Source organism: Saccharopolyspora oryzae, from assembly GCF_027853915.1.
In the GTDB taxonomy this organism is placed as follows: domain Bacteria; phylum Actinomycetota; class Actinomycetes; order Mycobacteriales; family Pseudonocardiaceae; genus Saccharopolyspora; species Saccharopolyspora oryzae.
On the sequence record NZ_JAQGLA010000083.1, the window covers coordinates 1 to 16,134 of the forward strand.

The following is a 16,134-nucleotide window of genomic DNA, read 5'->3' on the forward strand; positions in this document are numbered from 1 at the left end:
CCGCAGCGCCGGCCAGTCCGCGGTGTCCCGCAGCAGCTGGCGGTCGTGGGTGGCGATCACGACCGCCGCCGAGGTCACCGACAGCGCCTCGGTCAGCTCGTCGACGAGCCTCGCCGACAGGTGGTTGGTCGGCTCGTCCAGCAGCAGGACGTGCGGGCGCGCGGCCAGCGCGATCGCCAGCTGCAGCCGGCGCTGCTGCCCGATCGACAACTCCGCGACCGGTCGGCCGAGCGCGGCGGAAGGCAGCAATCCGAGCTCCGACAGCGCAACCCCGCCCGACGGGCCGAGCCCGGCGACAGCCGCCTCGTACTCCTCGTGCGCGGTCCGCCGCGCGGGAACCGGCGATTCCTGCGGCAGCCACGCGACCCGCGCCGCGGGTTTGCGCTGCACGACACCGGACGTCGGCTCGATCGCCCCGGCGAGCACGGCCATCAGGCTCGACTTCCCAGCCCCGTTGCGACCGGTGATCACCAGCCGGTCCCAGGACTGCAGGAGCAAGGACCAGGACTGCGCCAACCGGCCGTGCAGCGTCACGCCGTCGGCGCGCAACAGCGGCACGCCCGGCATGTCCCCCAGCTCCGGGACCCGGAACCGCAGCGGTGGTGCGGGCACGTCGACGCGGTGCGCGGCCAGGTCTTCCTGCCTGCGGTGAACCGCGCGGACGAGCCCCGGTGCGCGGGTGGCGCGGGTGTGCTTGCCGGTTCCCTTGTCCGGCCGCCAGCCGGTGGACAAGCGGTTCTGCGCCGCCGACAGGTCGTCGGCCAGCCGCTGGCGCTCGCGCTGCTGCGCGCGGTGCTCCTGCTCCCAGCGCTCGCGTTCGGCCTGGTGACCTTCCTGGTATCCGGCGTACCCGCCGCCGTAGACGCGAGGGCGCCCGTCCCTGCTGGGTTCGAGATCGAGCACCGCGGTCACCACGTCCTTGAGCAGCGCCCGGTCGTGGCTGACCAGCACCACTGCGCCGGGGTGCTCGCGCAGCCGCGCGGTGAGGTGCTCCAGCCCGCCGGAGTCCAGGTGGTTGGTGGGCTCGTCGAGCAGCAGCAGGTCGTGCCCGGCGCCGAGCAGGCAGGCCAACCGGACCCGGTAGCGCTGCCCCACCGACAGGGTCGCGAGCGACCGGTCGCGGTCCGCGACCGCTCCGAGCGCGGCCAACGAGATCTCGACCTGGCGGTCCGCGTCCCAGGCGTTCAGCACCTCCGCCGCGGCCAAGGCTTCCGCGTAGCGCTCGTCAGCGCCCGGATACCCCTCGACCAGCGCGTCGGCGGCCGCATCCAGGTCGTGCAGGACGCGGCGCACCTCGGCGAGTTCGAGATCGATCAGATCGCCCACGGTGCGCGCCGGGGTCACCGGGATCTCCTGGTCGGCGACGCCGATGGTGCCGACCCGGTGCACGGTGCCCCGGTCCGCGGTCAGCTCCCCGGCGAGCACCCGGATCAGCGTGGTCTTGCCGGTGCCGTTCTCGCCCACCACGCCGAGCCGGTCGCCGGCGGAGACCGCCAGGTCAACACCGGTCAGGACAGGTCGCCCGCCGCGGACGAGGTGCACTCCGGCGGCGGTGAGGTGCGCTCGCGTGCGAGCAGGTAGTTCAGTGCGGATGGACATGTTTCCTCCGAGAGCGGATCCCCCGCGGCACGGCAAAGCGCAGCCCTGGGCCAGCGGTGGGATCCGAAGAGAAGTGCGTTCAACGACCGGCGTGCTCAAGCGCGGACGTGCTCATGGCCGTCCAGCGCCGAGGCCGGTGCTCTCACAGGAAGTAGTGGAATCGCACGGCACGACGGTAACAGACCGCCGCTCGGCATCGCGTGTGGTTTTCGACCGGCGCAGACCGCACTCCGGTCGGCAGCGCTAGCGGACGGTGGCGGTCGCGATGGTGACGAAGCTGCCGTCCACGAAGCCCAGGCAGTCGCCCCGGCGGTGGTCGAAGCTCTCGACACCCCCGAGGAACAGCGTGTGATCACCGCCGTCGTACTGGGCCCACGGGGTGCACTCGAACCACGCCGCTGCGTTGGCGAGGCGGGGCGCGTGCTCGCCTTCGGTCCAGACCGGCTCGACGTTGGGCTTGCCTGCGAAGTGCATCGCCACGTCGCGTTGTTCGGCACCGAGCACGTTGACGGTGAACGGCCTGCCGGCCAGCAGCCCGTGCGCGCGGACGGATCGCTGGATCGCGACCAGCACGAGCGGTGGGTCCATCGAGACCGAGGTGAACGAATTCACCGTCAGGCCATGCCGTTTCGTCGCGCCGGTGCCGTCGAGGCCGTCGAAGGTGACCACCGCGACTCCGGTGGCGAACCGGCCCAGGCAGCCGCGGAACTGCTGCGCCGGCAGCCGGCGCCGGGACTCGGTGGACAGCCGGCGGATCTCATCGGTTGCGGTCATCGGCGATCGCTCCTGCGTCACGTCGTCGTGGCCGCCGGCCACCCGGGCACGGCGGGAAGGTGCCGACGACGTTAGGGATCGGCCGGAACGCGGGGCAACGGACGAACGCGGTGTTCAGAGGCCTGTGCGGTGGTTGCACAGACTCGTGCAGCCGTGGGACAGCGCGCGACTGCCAGGCTGGATTCGACGCGCCCCGGATCCGGTTCGGCTCCGTCTGGTGGCGGGAGTTGACAGCCAGTGCAGGGCTCCTGCACCACAGCGAACGTCGGCCCGACGAGCTACCGCCCCGAGGTCCGAGCGAGTGACGATGACCGCGCCGATGGACGTCGGCGCCCTGACCGGCGCACGCCTCAACGAGGAGACGCAGATGCCAGACATCGGGATCATCGGAGCCGGCACCGCGGGCCTGCACCTCGCGCTGCTGCTCCAGCAGGCCGGAGTTCCCACCCGGATCTACACCAACCAGACCGCCGAGCAGGTGGCTTCGGGACCACCGCAGAACAGCGTCTCGCACCACGCCCCGACGATCGCCCGCGAGAGCGCGATGGGGGTGAACTTCTGGCCGACCGAGAAGTACGGCTGCCAGGCCCACTTCCACCACCTCAACGTGCCGGGCGGCCCGCCGGTGTTCCGCGGGGACTTCCTGCGGCCCTCCCGGGTGCTCGACTACCGGATCTACCTGCCGCGGCTGATGGCCGAGTACGAGGAGCGCGGCGGCACCATCGAGCAGCGCTCGGTCGAACCACCTGATTTCGAGCAGCTGGCCCGCCGGCACGACCTGATCGTGGTCGCGGCCGGGAAGCGCTCGTTCGCCGAGTACTTCGGCGAACGCCCGGACGTCTCCCCCTACGCCAGGCCGCAACGGCACTTGGCAGTGGGTTTCTGGGACGGCGTGGCGCAGACCGAACCGCGCGCGGTGACGATGAGCATCTCCCCCGGTCACGGTGAACTGCTGGACCTGCCGATCACGACCTTCGACGGCTGGGCCAGCGCGCTGCTGTGCGAGAACGTCCCGGGCGGTGATCTGGAAGTCCTGATGACGCAGAAGGAATCCGACGATCCCGACGCCTACCGCAACCTGGTGCTGGAGAAGCTCAAGGAGCACCACCCGACGGTCTACGAGCGCATCGACCAGTCCCGGTTCAAGCTGATGCGTCCCGGCGACATCCTGCAGGGCGCGGTCCGGCCGGTCGTGCGCGAGGACTACCGGCTGCTCGAGGACGGCACCGTGGTGCTGGCGCTGGGCGACGCGCACTGCACGGTCGACCCGGTCACCGGTCAGGGCGCCAACTCCGCCTCGTTCGAGGCCCAGGTGGCCGCGGACGCCATCATCGAGGACGGCGTGGTCGACGAGCGCTTCGCGCAGAAGGTCGCACTGCGCCGGCGGGAACGCGTCGACGGGCTCAGCACCTGGGTGAACACCATGATTTCCACGCCGTCTCCACCGCACCTGCAGAAGCTGCTCGGAGCGATGGCCCAGATGCGCACGCTGTGCGACGAGTTCACCGAGAACTTCAGCTACCCGCATCGCAACGGTGACATGGTGGCCACGCCGGAACGGGTGGACGCGGCGATCGCCCGGCACGCCGGGATCGGCAGCGACCCCACCGGCAGGAAGGCGATCTGATGCACAAGCTCGTGGTCCTCTACCCGCATCCGACCGATCCGGTGGCGTTCAAGTCCTACTACGAGAGCACCCACCTGCCGCTGGCCGCGCAGCTTCCGGGCATGCTGGACTGGCGCTACAGCCTGGATGTGCGCGCCGAACCGGGGAGCCCGTACTTCGCGGTATTCGAAGCCGACTTCGCCGACGCCGAGGCGCTGGCCGCAGCGATGTCCTCGCCGCAGGGCAAGGCCGTGCAGGACGATGTGCCCAACTACGCCACCGGTGGCGCGGTCGTGATCGACTACCCGATCGTCGCGCGCTGATCGGGCACGAGCTTCGACCGCCGGGTTTCGCCGTGCCGGGCGTCCTCCAGCGCGGCGCGGCGAAACCCGCTGGGAGCCATGCCGACGTGCTGGCGGAAGGTGCGCGAGAAGTGCGAGGCGTCCGGATAGCCCCAGCAGGCCGCGATCTCGGCGATGGACCGGTGCGCGTGCATCGGGTCGCTGAGCTCGCGGCGGATGGCCTCGATCCGCTGCTCCCGGATCCACGCCGAAACGGTGGTGCCTTGCCGGTGGAACAGCACGTGCAGGTGCCGGGTGGAGATGTAGACCGCGCGGGCGATGCTGTCCGGGTTCAGCTCGCTGTCGCCGAGGTTGTCCAGGATGTGCTCCCGGATCCGCAGCATCAGCGACAGCCGCTCCCGGTCGCCCTCGGTGGCGCGGGCGAGTGCGGCGGTGCTCAGCAGCGCGGAGATCAGCTCCACGGCGGTGTGCACCACCCGCGCGGCCGCGGGGCCCTCCAGCGAGGCGAAATCGCTGGAGATCTCGGTCAGGAGCGGGGTGACGATCCTGGTCAGGCTTTCCTCTGCGCCCAGGGAGATCGCGGTGATGGCGCGGACGTGATCGGGGCTGGGGTCGATCAGGTCGCGCGGGAACATGATCACCACCGTGTCGACCGGGTCGGCGAAGCGGAGCGAGTAGGGGCGTGCGGTGTCGTAGACGCTGATGCTGCCCGGCAGCATCAGCGCCGTCCGGTTGTCCTGCACCAGTTCGCCGGTGCCGGCCAGCATCAAGGTGATCTTGTAGAACAGGCGTTCGGAGACGTCGATGAGCGCCGGGGTGCGGTGCACCTCGTGCGGCGTGACCCGCAGCCGGGAGAAGAACACGTCGCCGATGACCCGGCCGCGTATGGTGCCCGCGAACCGGCCGTCGCTGAGGTCGTCGACGACCAGCGGCACGAAGGAGGACGACACCACCCGCTGCCAGGCGAGCACCGATTCGGTCGCGAACGCGACCGGAGGCAGGGCGGCCCCGACCCGGGGGCCGGTGACCTGTGACGATGCGGTCATGCGCCCTCCTTCGACCTCGACAGATCACTTGGAATCTAAACCGCGCGGCGTCGTTCCGCGCCAGCACCGGGCCGGGCGGGCCGCGCGGCCACCGTCATCAACCGCTGATCACCTTCGGCACTGCGACCGCCTTGAGCTGCGCATCTGTTCGCTCCTCCGTCGCACGCGCCGATTCTCGCCGGAATGCCGCGCTCAGACCTTGTCCTGGAACGCACGTCGCTGAGCACTGCGCGCAGACTTGTCCCCGACGCTCCTCGCCCTGGCAGCGGTTCGCCCCCGCCTGCGCTGTTCGACCACACGCGCGGGGTGTCGTGGCTAGCATGGCTTGAGCGGCCTGCGGGCCGTCCTCGTCCGTCGGCCATCGCCCCGGCAGGAGCTGGGGAAACCCACCCAGGAAGCGCCCATGTGCCGCAGCATCAAGACCCTTCGCCCGCCCTACGCCGACGAGGTCACCGAGGGTGACGTCCGCGCGGCCGCGTTGCAGTACGTCCGCAAGATCTCCGGCTTCCGCCAGCCCGCCGCGCACAACGCCGAGGCGTTCGACCAGGCGGTCGACGAGATCGAGCAGGCCACCGCGAAGCTGCTCGCGTCGTTGCAGGTCCGCGGCCAGAACCGCACCGCATGAGCACTGCCTTCACCCACCGGATCCGCGTCCGGTACAGCGAGTGCGATCAGCAGGGCGTGGTGTTCAACGCGCACTACCTGTTCTTCTACGACGTGGCCGTCATCGAGCTGTTCCGCGCCCGGCTCGGGTCCTGGCAGGAGCTGGTGGAGCGCGGCGTGGACCTCGTCGTCGCCGAAACGCGGCTGCGCTACCGGGAGCCCGCCCAGTTCGACGACGAGATCGACATCTCCCTGCCGATCTCCCACCTGGGCACCACCAGCCTGGTCGTCGCGCCGCAGTTCCACCGCGACGGCCGCCTCGTCGCCGACGGTGAAGTCCGGCACGTGTTCGTCGATCCGGTCTCCAAGAAGAAGACCCCGATGCCCGACGACGTCCGCAGCGCCCTTTCCCCTTGACCCGACCAGCTCCCCGGACTTCCGCGGCCACCCCGACTACTTGACGCAGCATGACAAGTACTTGCTATCCTCCGTCAAGTAGCCGGGAGGAGCCGTGATGCCGGACGAACGAGCAGAGCTGACCGAAGAGCTGCGTCGGCTCGTGACCGCTCGACTGCTCGACCCGTTGAGCATCCTGCTCGAATCCGATGCGGCGACCGCAGAACTGCAACGACAGGTCGAACAGGACGCCGCGAAGTGGGCCGCGACGATGCTCGGCTCCGACGAGCAGGCCGCCGTGCACACCTGCGCACGAGTGCTGGCCGCGCTCTTCCCCAGCGACAGCCCGTTCGATCCGCCGGATCGCTGGTGGCGCACCCCTCTCGGACGGGTCGTCGCGCGCCGCATCGGCCATCCCGGCACCGACCACGTGTCCTTCTCCACCGCGGGGGCGATCCTGGGCATCACCCGGCAGGGCGTGCACGACCTGGTCGGGCGCGGGAAGCTCGATCGCCACCCGGACGGCGGCGTGCGCACCACGTCGATCCGCGCGCGACTCGCCCAGATCTCCGGAGGTACCAGGTGAACGACGTCCTGATCGATTCCGCCACTGCACGCATCGCCGCCCACGACCACGGCGGGAACGGGCCCGCGGTCCTGCTGCTGCACGGTGCGGGCGGAAACCTGTTGGCGTGGAAGCACTTCGCGCCGCTGCTCACCGCTGATCACCGGGTGATCTCGGTGGACCTGCGCGGCCACGGGCACTCCGGCGATGGGCCGTGGACGTGGGACGCGGTGCTCGACGACCTCGAAGCGGTCGTCGAGCACTTCGAGCTGTCCCGCCCGTCCGTCGTCGGGCACTCGCTGGGCGGCGTGGTCGCCGCGCTGTGGGCGCTCCGGCACCCCGACTGCCCGGCCGCGATCAGCCTCGACGGCCACCGCGCGGCGCTCACCCACCCGGAGAACTACGCGGGCCTGCCGAGCGAACGGCTGCACGCCCAGCTCGACCGCTTGCGCGAGGTCTTCGAAGCGCAGACCGCGGCAGCGGGGCAATCGATGAGCACCGAACAGGCCAACGCCGTGTTGGAGCAGCAACGCGCCTTCGCGGCGCAGGCCGGGCTCGACGTCGAGCACTGGATCGAGCTGACCCGTCGCGGCTGGCAGGTCCACGACGGCCGGACGCGGGTGCGGCCAGGCCGGGAACTGCTCGAATCGCTGCGCCGATCCCCGGAATTCCTCGACGCGCTGCCGGTGTTCGGCAAGCTCGGCAGCCCGTTCCTGCTCGTCCTGGCCACGCGAGCGGCCGGATTCCCGCCAGAGTTCACCGACCTCGTGCAGGCGTTGCAGGACGGCCTTCGGCGCGACCTCGCCCTGCTCGTCGCCGACCAGCCCGCCCTGGAGGTCCAGGAGGTCGACGCCAGCCACGGCATGGTCTTCGAAACCCCCGGCGAGATCGCCGAGATCGTCCTGGCGTTCCTGCGCGACCACCGCTGATCAGCAGCCCCGAACGCGGCGACCACCGGCCGAGCGCTGGACCGGGGCCGTCGCGGAACGCAGAATCGATCACAGCAACCGGCACCGGGGAGTTGATCGAGCTTGCAGACCGCGACGACCGCGCTGAACGGCATCCAGACGCACTACAGCGCAGGCGGCTCGGGACCGGCCGTGGTGTTCGTGCACGGCCTGGGCCAGGACCACCGCAGCTGGCAGCGCCAGCAGGAGGAGTTCACCGACCGCCGCACCTACGCCTACGACGTGCGCGGCCACGGCGCGAGCACCCTCGGCGCCGCCGACGGCACCCTGGCGCAACTGCGCGACGACCTGCTGGCGTTCCTGTCCGAGATCTCCGGGCCAGCGGTGTGCGTGGGCTTCTCGATGGGCGGCACGGTGGTCCTCGCCGCCGCAGCGGAACGCCCCGACCTGGTCACCGGCGCGGTCGTCATGGGCACGTCGTCGGTGGTGAGCCGAGCAGCAGCGGACTTCTTCCGGCAGCGGGCCGAGGAAGCTGCCACGGACCCCGCCGCCGCCTTGCGGTCGCTCCGCGAGGACACCGCGGCGATGATCTCCCATTCCACAGTGGACCTTGACGAGCAGGTCGCGCTCCGCGCCGCGGCGATCGGCGACGGCGCCGGCTACGCCAACGCGGCAACGGCGATGGCCGGGCTCCGCGAGAACCCGCTGACCCCCGACCTGGCGGCGATCAAGTGCCCGGTGACGGTGATCGGCGCGGCCGACGACGCGCTCTGCCCCCGCAAAGCGGCCGACATCCTCCTCGAATCGCTCCCCAGCGCGACATACCGGGAGGTCCCCGACGCCGGCCACCTCATGAACGTCGACAACCCGAAAGCCACCACAGCCACCCTCCGCGCAGCGTTGGCGGATCAGACCTGATCAAGCCGCACGCAGGAGTTCCTTCATCGAACTCCGCGCAGCCTCGACCGCATTCCGGTACTCGAGGCCGGCTTCGACCACCACCTGGCTCGCCGCACCGTTGCGCTGCCGCACGAGCAACAACCGGTCCGCCGCGGTCAAGACCTCCTGCAGCGGCCCGTCGGCGAGGTCCTGCTCGTGGAGTTCGACGTGCGCTGCCGCTTCCCGCAAGGACTCCAGCACCGGATCCGGGGAGTCGAGCGACGAGGTCAGCTGGCGAGCGGGTACCAGGAACTTGGCGAACCTCTCCTGCTGCAGCTCTTTCGCCTTCTCGAATCTCCGGTCGTCGCGCTCCTGGACGAATCGCCTGTCGGTCCGTGCAGCCGTCAACCAGACACCCGCGAGCGCTCCCAGCGGGCCGAGGAACGCGACCAAGGCGGTGATGTAGGCAGGTGTTGACCCCATGCCTCGGCACGCTACCGGCCTCACTGCCAGGCCGGATCCGAACGGTAGAATCGGACCGGAAACGCCCCCACAGGAGAAATTGCGTGTCGGCTTCACCCTGGGTCAAGGTGCCCGTCGGCCCCGACGGCCCGCGGTGGTCCACAGTGCACCCGCTGCGGACCGTCCTCGTGGTCGTCCACACCCTGACCGCGTGGAACCGGCTCGCCGACATCCTGCCGATCTTCGACTCCGACCACCGCGTGCAGGTGGTGTTCACCTTCCCGCGAGCCTCCGCCATCGACTCCGACGTCGAGCACACCCTGCACGAACACGGAGCGGTCCGGATCGACTGGTCGCAGGCGGTCAGCACGAAGTTCGACCTGGCCATTTCCGTGCACAACAGCGGCGATTTGCATGAATTGAACGCGCCACTGATCACGCTTTCACACGGAATGGGCTACACTAAATACGCCAATCACAGAATCACAGAATCACAGAATCACAGAATCACAGAATCACAGAATCACAGAATCACAGAATCACTCCGTCTACGGCTTGTCGCCGGAGTGGCTGGTCCGAGGTGGTTCAGTCGTTCCGAAGGCCATCGTGCTCTCCCACCACGAACAGCTCGACCGGCTCGCAGCGACGACTCCGCAAGCACTGCCAGCAGCTGTCGTCGCGGGTGATCCCTGCTTCGACCGCTTGCGGGCGAGCCTCCCGGAACGGTTCAGGTACCGCCGGGCACTGGGCGCCGATGAGAGCTCGACAGTAGTCGCGGTCTCGTCCACGTGGGGCGACAAGTCGCTGCTCGGCCAGCATCCCGATCTGATCGCCGAATTGTTGGCGGAACTTCCGGACGACCACATCGTCGCCGCCATCATGCACCCGAACACCTGGTACGCGCACGGCCCTTGGCAGTTGCGCTATTGGCTCGGCAAAGCGCTGCGCTCGGGTCTTCGACTGATCCCGCCCGCCGAAGGTTGGCAACAAGCCATCATCGCCGCCGACGTGACGATCGGCGATCACGGCGCCGTGACGGGGTATTCGGCCGCGCTCGGAAAGCCCACGCTGCTGGCCACGTTCCCCGAATCCGAGGTCGCGGCCGGTTCAGCGGTGGCCGCATTCGGTGCGGCCGCATCACGTTTGGACATGCGCGTCGGTCTGGCGGTCCAACTCCACGAAGCGGTCCAGCAGCACAGCGCTGATCAGTTCCGCGAGGTCGAGCAGTTGACCAGTTCGGTTCCAGACGAATCCGCGCAGCACCTCAGACGATCCTGCTACCGCATCATGCGGCTGCCGGAGCCGCCCGGCTCCGCGCCCGTTCCGGTATATCCAGCCCGAGCTCTGGCACCGGAGCGAGACGTCGTCCGCGCGTGGTGGATCAGCGGTGAGTGGCGCGGGGCCGACGTGCAGCTGACCCGGTGGCCTGCCGACGTGAACCTCCGCCGAGGGCGCAAACCCGTTTCTCCGGACCGGTTCCTGGTGGTGCGGAGCACTCATCCGCAGCGCGACGTTCGCAATTCGGCCGCCGTCGTGATCCACGAGGTTGACCTGACCGATGAGGTCGACGATGCCCTCGCGCGGACTCTGGCCGCGTTCCCCGCTTGTCAGCTCGCCGTCGCCACCACCGGCGAGCAGTGCTGGATGCAGAACCGCGACGGCAGGCGGCTGGCAGCGACCGCACTGGACGTCGTGGCCGCAGCGGCAGCCGTCCACCTGTGGTCGGAAGAGGATCGGGACTGGTCGGCGATCCCGCCGCGATTCGCTCTGGGGGTGTCTGCGCGCCGACGCGACGTCGTGATCGCGACGGACGATCAGTGACCTGATTCCTCGAGCTTGGCCTTCACCTCGTCCACCTTGGTATCGCCGATCTTCTCGTACAGCACCAAGGCTTCCTCGTACGACTCGACCACTGCGGCCGCATCACCGTCCTCGGCGGCCGCATCGCCGAGGTCGACCAGAACATCGGCCAGCAGCTTCACGGCACCTTCGCTCCGGAACAGTTCCGCAGCGGCTGACAGGTCCGCGCGTGCTCCCACCCCAGCGCGGACCCTTCCCCTGGTGTGCAAGCACTTCGCCCGGTTATCGGGTTCCTTCGTCCCCTCGCCGAAGTACTCCAGCGCACGGCTGACGTGCTGCTCCGCGCGCTCCCGGTCGCCGAGCTTCCCGAACGCCCTCGCTCGTTGCAGGCTGATCAGCGCGAACATCCGCTCCTGCTGCTCCGGACTGATCTCCTCCGCGGTGGCTTCCTCGACCACCTCCCAGGAAAGCGCGTAGTCTTGCAGTGCGCCCCGAAGATCACCTCGCTTGGCCTTGAGCTTGCCGATCCACTCGTAAGAGCTCTGCTGGCCGTGCTTGTCACCGATCTCGTGCGCGATGCGGCTGAACTCGGCGAAGTCCACCTCCGCGCGGTCGAGTTCGCCGACCGCGAGGTGACCGGCTCCGCGCTGCTGGTGCAGCTGCATCCGGGCAGCCCGGTCGGTCGCGACGTCCAGCGCGATGTCGTGCACTTCGAGCCAGACGTCGTAGTGGTGGTGGTAGTGCAGGTACTTGAACAGCAGGACCGCGAGTTGGACGGCTGCCTCGCCCCGCCCCAGAGCAGGTGCTTCCCGCACGCAAGCCAGCAGGTTGGACAGCTCCGCGGCGAACCAGTCCAAGGCCTCGTCGCGCGTGACCTCGAACTCCGGCTCGGGGATCTGGTCGAACAGCGGCCCGGCTCGCCACCGGTCGGACAGCGCCCGGTCTCGCGGGTTGGCCTCACCCACGAACCACGTCACGAGCTCCGCTTTCAGCTCGCGGCAGAGTTGAGCACCGTCCTCCCGATTTGCCTTCTCCTGCGCATCGATCCGGACGAGATCGTGGAAATCGAAGCGCTCCCCGTCACTGATCAGCAGGTTTTGGTCGACCAGGTCGTGCAGCACGATCGCGGCGTCATCCGCACTCGAACCCAGCACGACGGCTGCGGCATCAGCGGAGAAGGACGAACCGGGGATCAGGGCACACCGCCGGTAGGCGCGTCGCAACTCTTTGGGGAGTTCTTTGTAAGCCACCTCGAGAAACGAGGGAATGCGCGCCTCGTCGTCGAATCGCAGCAGAGCGGAACTCGATTCTCTCAGCTTGTTGAGCAGGGGTCCGGCGAGCACGGCGCGCCCGACCAGTTGAGCCGCCACGACCTCGATCAGCAGTGGGATACCCCGGCAAAGACTCGCGAGCTCCTCGACCGCGGAGTCGTCGATTTCGGCAGCCGTTTCGCGGAGGTGATAGCGGAACAGGTCCACCGCTTCCTCATCCGGCAGCTTCTTCACCCAGTACCGTTCGAACCCAGCTGGGATCAGCGAACGGGACAGCTCGTGTGCGATCACCACGATCGCCGATTCCGGCGAGTTTTCCGGAACCAGGTCTTTCAGCAGGTCAGACCGCACCAGACCATCGACCACGATCAGCTTTTGCAGTTTGCTCAGCCGTTGGTGGTACGCCGCCTTGAGACCTTCACGGGTGGCGGCCAGCTCTGTCTCCGGAACCCCCAGGTTGAGCAATGCCTGCCGCAGCAGGAACGTCTCTGCCACCGAGTTCCCGTCGACCTGCTGGCCGTAGAGCCAAATTGGCTGGCCGTCGAAGAAATCCCGCTGCCGTTCAGCGAACTCCCGCACCAGGCTCGATGTCCCCACCCCGGGCATGCCGTGCACCTGCATGCGGCAGATGTGCCCGTCGCCCCGGCATTTGCGCAGATGATCACGCATTTGGCTCAGGACTTCGTGCCGGTCCATGAACCTCTCCGCCCGCGCCTGCACCTGGACCACTCCCCCATTTCGAGATCACCGGAAAGATCGCGCGCAGTCCACGTTAACGCACGCTGCGTGCACCCCAGGAACACCCGAGGGGCGGGGGGGGGTCGCGGCGACCCGCCCCCGCCCCTCGGACTTCGATGTCAGGCGTCGATGGTCTCCTCGGTGTTGCTCTTCGAGCGGTTGACGAACTTGCTCCACAGGGGCCAGGTCAGCAGGACCGCGATGATCAAGTAGATGGTGATCGCGATCGGCGAGTTCACCAGGCCCGTCAGGGATCCGTCGCTGATCTGCAGCGCTCGGCGCATCTGCAGCTCCGCGGCCGGGCCGAGGATGACGCCGATGATGGCCGGCAGCACCGGCAGCCCGTAGCGGCGCATCGCGAACCCGATCGCCCCGATGATGAACAGCAGCACCAGGTCCAGCGCGTTGCCGCCGACCGCGTAAGCGCCGACGCTGGCGAACAGCAGGATCCCCGCGTACAGGTACGGGCGCGGGACCTGCAGCAGCTTCGCCCACACCGGGGCCAGCGGCAGGTTGATGACCAGCAGCAGCACCAGGCCCACGAACATGCTCGCGATCAGCGTCCACACCAGGTCCGCCTCGCGCTGGAACAGCAGCGGTCCGGGCTGGATGCCGTACTGCTGGAACGCCGCCAGCATGACCGCGGCCACCGAGGTGGTCGGCAGGCCCAGGGTGAGCATCGTGACCATGGTGCCCGCGGCGCTCGACGTCGCGGTCGCCTCCGGTCCGGCGACGCCCTCGATCGCCCCCTTGCCCCAAGCACCGGTCTTGCGCGAGAGCTGCTTCTCCACGGTGTAGGACAGGAACGTCGGGACTTCCGCGCCACCGGCGGGGATCGCACCGAACGGGAAACCGATCAGCGGTCCGCGCAGCCACGGCTTCCAGGCGCGCCGCAGGTCCGCCTTGCCCAGCCAGGGGCGACCGACCGGGATCGGCTTCTCCTGGGTGTGGCGCAGGTGCGCGGCGACCCACAGCGACTCGCCGACGGCGAACAGGCCGACCGCCACGATCACCACGTCGATGCCGTCGGCCAGCTGGAGCGCACCGAAGGTCAACCTGGCCTGGCCGCTCATCTGGTCCAGGCCGACCAGTCCGATGGTCAGGCCGATCAGCAGCGAGGCGAACCCGCGGATCCGCGAGCTGCCCAGCACCGTGGAGGTCGCGGCGAAGGCCAGCACCATGAACGCGAAGTAGTCCGGGGCGCCGATGTTGACCGCGTAGCCCGCGATGACCGGTGCCAGCAGCACCAGCAGGACCAGGCCGATCAGACCACCGATGAAGTGGCCGATCGCCGCCGCGGCCAGGGCTTGCGCCCCGCGTCCGCTCTTGGCCATCTTGTTGCCTTCGATGGCCACCACCACCGCCGCGCTCTCACCGGGGGTGTTGAGCAGGATCGAGGTGGTCGAGCCGCCGAACATACCGCCGAAGTAGATGCCGGCGAACATGATGAACGCACCGGTGGGGTCCAGCGCGTAGGTCACCGGCAGCAGCAGCGCCACCGCCATCGCCGGGCCGATGCCCGGCAGCACGCCCACGGCGGTGCCGAGAAGCACGCCGATCGCGGCGAACAGCAGGTGTTCCGGGGTCAGCGCGGTGCCAAAACCCGCTAGGAGGTTGGACAGATCCATCGGTTACAGCACCCCCATCAGCGGGCCGCCGGGCAACGGGACGCCGAGCAGGTTGTTGAACGCCAACCAGGTGACCACCGCGATGCCCGCGGCGATCAGCGGATCGCGCACGAAGTTGCGGCTGCCCAGCGAGTAGGCCGCGCCCCAGAACAGGATCGCCGATGACGCCGGGAAACCGATCACGTTCACCAGCGCGGCGTTGAGCAGGAAGAACCCGGACAACATCAGCAGCGTGCGCCAGTCGGTCGGCGCGTCCAGGTCGACGTCCTCGCCGCCTTCGGCCTCACCGCGGCCGCCGCGCAGCACGTCGCGGACCAGCAGCAGCGCGACCAGCAGGAGCAGCGTGCCGACCACGACCGGCACCGCCTTCGGCCCCACCGGGCCGCGCTGCGCGAAGTCGGTCGGGATGTTGATCGCATCGACCAGCACCAGCACGCCGACCACGAGCAGCAGGGCGCACAGGCCCAGCTCGGAGTGCGACTTCCACCAGCTCTGGCGCGGGGACCCGGCCTCCGCGCCCTTGGTGTCCACAGTGGAACTCATGCGGCCCCCAGTTCCTTGAGGACCGACGCCACCCGGTCGTTCTCCGCCTTCAGGAAGGCGCCGAACTCGTCACCGGTCTGGAAGGCGTCCGACCACCCGTTGAGCCGCATCGCCTCGCGCCACTGCTCGGAGTCGTGCAGCCGGGTGAACAGCCCGATCAACCGCTCGCGCTCCTTGTCGGTGATGCCCGGCGGTGCGACGATGCCGCGCCAGTTGGTGAAGGTGACGTCCACACCGGACTCCTTCAGGGTCGGCGCGTCGATGCCCGGCACGCGTTCGGGGCCGGTCACCGCCAGCGCCCGCAGCTCGCCCGCGGCGATCTGGTCGCGGGTCTCACCGATCCCGGACACGCCGAAGGCGACCTTGCTGCCCAGCACCGAGGCCATCAGCTCACCGCCGCCGTCGAAGGGCACGTAGTTGACGTCCTTGGCCGGCAGGCCGATCGCCCGCGCGGTCAGCATCGGCGCCAGGTGGTCCGGTCCGCCCGGGGACGAACCGCCGCCGACCGGGACCGCACCCGGGTCGGCCTTCCAGGCCTGGAGCAGCTCGCCGATGTTGCGGTACGGCGAGCCCTTGGCCACCACGATGACGTCGGATTCCTCGGTCAGCTTCGCGATCGCCGTGGTGTCCTGCAGCGACACCGGCGAGTGGTTGGTGTACACCGACCCCACCACGCCGAGACCCATCGACATCACCAGCGCGCCGTTGCCCGCTTCGTTGACCAGCCGGCCCAGTCCGACGGTGCCGCCGGCGCCGGGCAGGTTGAAGACCTCGGTCGGTCCGTTCAGCCCGGTGTCCTCGATGGCCTTCACCGCGGTCCGCGCCGTGATGTCGTAGCCACCGCCGGGGGTGTTGGGCACCATGACCCGCATGCCGCGGATCTGGGCCCCTGCTGCGTCGTCCCGCCCGGTGCCCGCCAAGGGCGGCACCAGGAACACCAGCAGTGCTGCCCCCAGCACTGCCAGCGCCACTTTCACCTTGCGCATCATCACCTCACTGTGACCCCGATCTCGC

At 69.3% G+C, this 16,134-nt stretch carries 16 protein-coding genes; 8 read left to right on the forward strand and 8 right to left on the reverse strand.

The annotated features are described in order from the left end of the window. Positions 1–1,599: ABC-F family ATP-binding cassette domain-containing protein (locus OU415_RS31495; protein WP_270953117.1), on the reverse strand; the 1,599-nt coding region annotated here is incomplete at its 3' end. Between the two features lie 243 nt (positions 1,600–1,842). Then, on the reverse strand, positions 1,843–2,373 hold the full coding sequence (locus tag OU415_RS31500) for a flavin reductase family protein (protein ID WP_270953119.1): 531 nt from the start codon (positions 2,371–2,373) through the stop codon (positions 1,843–1,845). A 307-nt stretch (positions 2,374–2,680) separates the two neighbouring features. Here OU415_RS31500 and OU415_RS31505 point away from each other — a divergent pair, with 307 nt between their 5' ends. Beyond that, the gene (locus OU415_RS31505) at positions 2,681–4,000 is read left to right on the forward strand and encodes a styrene monooxygenase/indole monooxygenase family protein (protein ID WP_270953121.1); all 1,320 of its coding nucleotides are present in this window, start codon (positions 2,681–2,683) and stop codon (positions 3,998–4,000) included. Beyond that, positions 4,000–4,302 carry an EthD family reductase gene (locus OU415_RS31510; RefSeq protein WP_270953122.1) on the forward strand — a complete coding sequence of 101 codons (303 nt, stop codon included), beginning with the start codon at positions 4,000–4,002 and terminating at the stop codon, positions 4,300–4,302. The genes OU415_RS31505 and OU415_RS31510 overlap by 1 nt, the downstream gene beginning before the upstream one ends. On the opposite strand, the gene OU415_RS31515 is transcribed toward OU415_RS31510, so the two are convergent. Next, on the reverse strand, positions 4,281–5,327 hold the full coding sequence (locus tag OU415_RS31515; protein WP_270953124.1) for an AraC-like ligand-binding domain-containing protein: 1,047 nt from the start codon (positions 5,325–5,327) through the stop codon (positions 4,281–4,283). The genes OU415_RS31510 and OU415_RS31515 overlap by 22 nt on opposite strands. 403 nt (positions 5,328–5,730) lie before the next feature. On the opposite strand from OU415_RS31515, the gene OU415_RS31520 reads away from it, so the two are divergent. From OU415_RS31520 to OU415_RS31540, 5 genes are all read left to right on the forward strand, one after another. Continuing rightward, positions 5,731–5,952, forward strand: coding sequence for a DUF2277 domain-containing protein (locus tag OU415_RS31520; protein ID WP_270953125.1), 222 nt, complete (start codon positions 5,731–5,733; stop codon positions 5,950–5,952). Next, positions 5,949–6,347, forward strand: coding sequence for an acyl-CoA thioesterase (locus tag OU415_RS31525; RefSeq protein WP_270953126.1), 399 nt, complete (start codon positions 5,949–5,951; stop codon positions 6,345–6,347). The genes OU415_RS31520 and OU415_RS31525 overlap by 4 nt, the downstream gene beginning before the upstream one ends. A gap of 97 nt (positions 6,348–6,444) precedes the next feature. Continuing rightward, a complete protein-coding gene (locus tag OU415_RS31530) occupies positions 6,445–6,912 on the forward strand; it encodes a hypothetical protein (RefSeq protein WP_270953127.1) in 468 nt (155 codons plus the stop codon). Beyond that, positions 6,909–7,820 (forward strand): alpha/beta hydrolase, encoded by a 912-nt coding sequence (locus OU415_RS31535; protein ID WP_270953128.1) that lies wholly within the window; start codon positions 6,909–6,911, stop codon positions 7,818–7,820. Before OU415_RS31530 ends, OU415_RS31535 begins: the two co-directional genes overlap by 4 nt. Before the next feature lie 102 nt (positions 7,821–7,922). Further along, positions 7,923–8,717, forward strand: coding sequence for an alpha/beta fold hydrolase (locus tag OU415_RS31540; protein WP_270953130.1), 795 nt, complete (start codon positions 7,923–7,925; stop codon positions 8,715–8,717). Here OU415_RS31540 and OU415_RS31545 read toward each other — a convergent pair whose 3' ends face one another. Beyond that, the gene (locus OU415_RS31545; RefSeq protein WP_270953131.1) at positions 8,718–9,161 is read right to left on the reverse strand and encodes a hypothetical protein; all 444 of its coding nucleotides are present in this window, start codon (positions 9,159–9,161) and stop codon (positions 8,718–8,720) included. It abuts the gene before it with no gap. Positions 9,162–9,695: 534 nt separating this feature from the next. Here OU415_RS31545 and OU415_RS31550 point away from each other — a divergent pair. After that, entirely contained in the window at positions 9,696–10,961 is a 1,266-nt protein-coding gene (locus tag OU415_RS31550; protein ID WP_270953132.1) for a hypothetical protein, read from the forward strand. Here OU415_RS31550 and OU415_RS31555 read toward each other — a convergent pair. The 4 genes from OU415_RS31555 to OU415_RS31570 form a co-directional block, all read right to left on the reverse strand. Continuing rightward, positions 10,955–12,907, reverse strand: a complete 1,953-nt coding sequence (locus OU415_RS31555; protein WP_270953133.1) for an NB-ARC domain-containing protein — start codon at positions 12,905–12,907, stop codon at positions 10,955–10,957. The genes OU415_RS31550 and OU415_RS31555 overlap by 7 nt on opposite strands. Before the next feature lie 161 nt (positions 12,908–13,068). Continuing rightward, the gene (locus tag OU415_RS31560; RefSeq protein ID WP_270953135.1) at positions 13,069–14,577 is read right to left on the reverse strand and encodes a tripartite tricarboxylate transporter permease; all 1,509 of its coding nucleotides are present in this window, start codon (positions 14,575–14,577) and stop codon (positions 13,069–13,071) included. A 3-nt stretch (positions 14,578–14,580) separates the two neighbouring features. Continuing rightward, positions 14,581–15,120, reverse strand: a complete 540-nt coding sequence (locus OU415_RS31565) for a tripartite tricarboxylate transporter TctB family protein (protein WP_270953136.1) — start codon at positions 15,118–15,120, stop codon at positions 14,581–14,583. After that, positions 15,117–16,106: a Bug family tripartite tricarboxylate transporter substrate binding protein gene (locus OU415_RS31570; RefSeq protein ID WP_270953149.1), complete on the reverse strand. Its 990-nt coding sequence runs from the start codon at positions 16,104–16,106 to the stop codon at positions 15,117–15,119. Before OU415_RS31570 ends, OU415_RS31565 begins: the two co-directional genes overlap by 4 nt. Positions 16,107–16,134 lie beyond the last annotated feature (28 nt).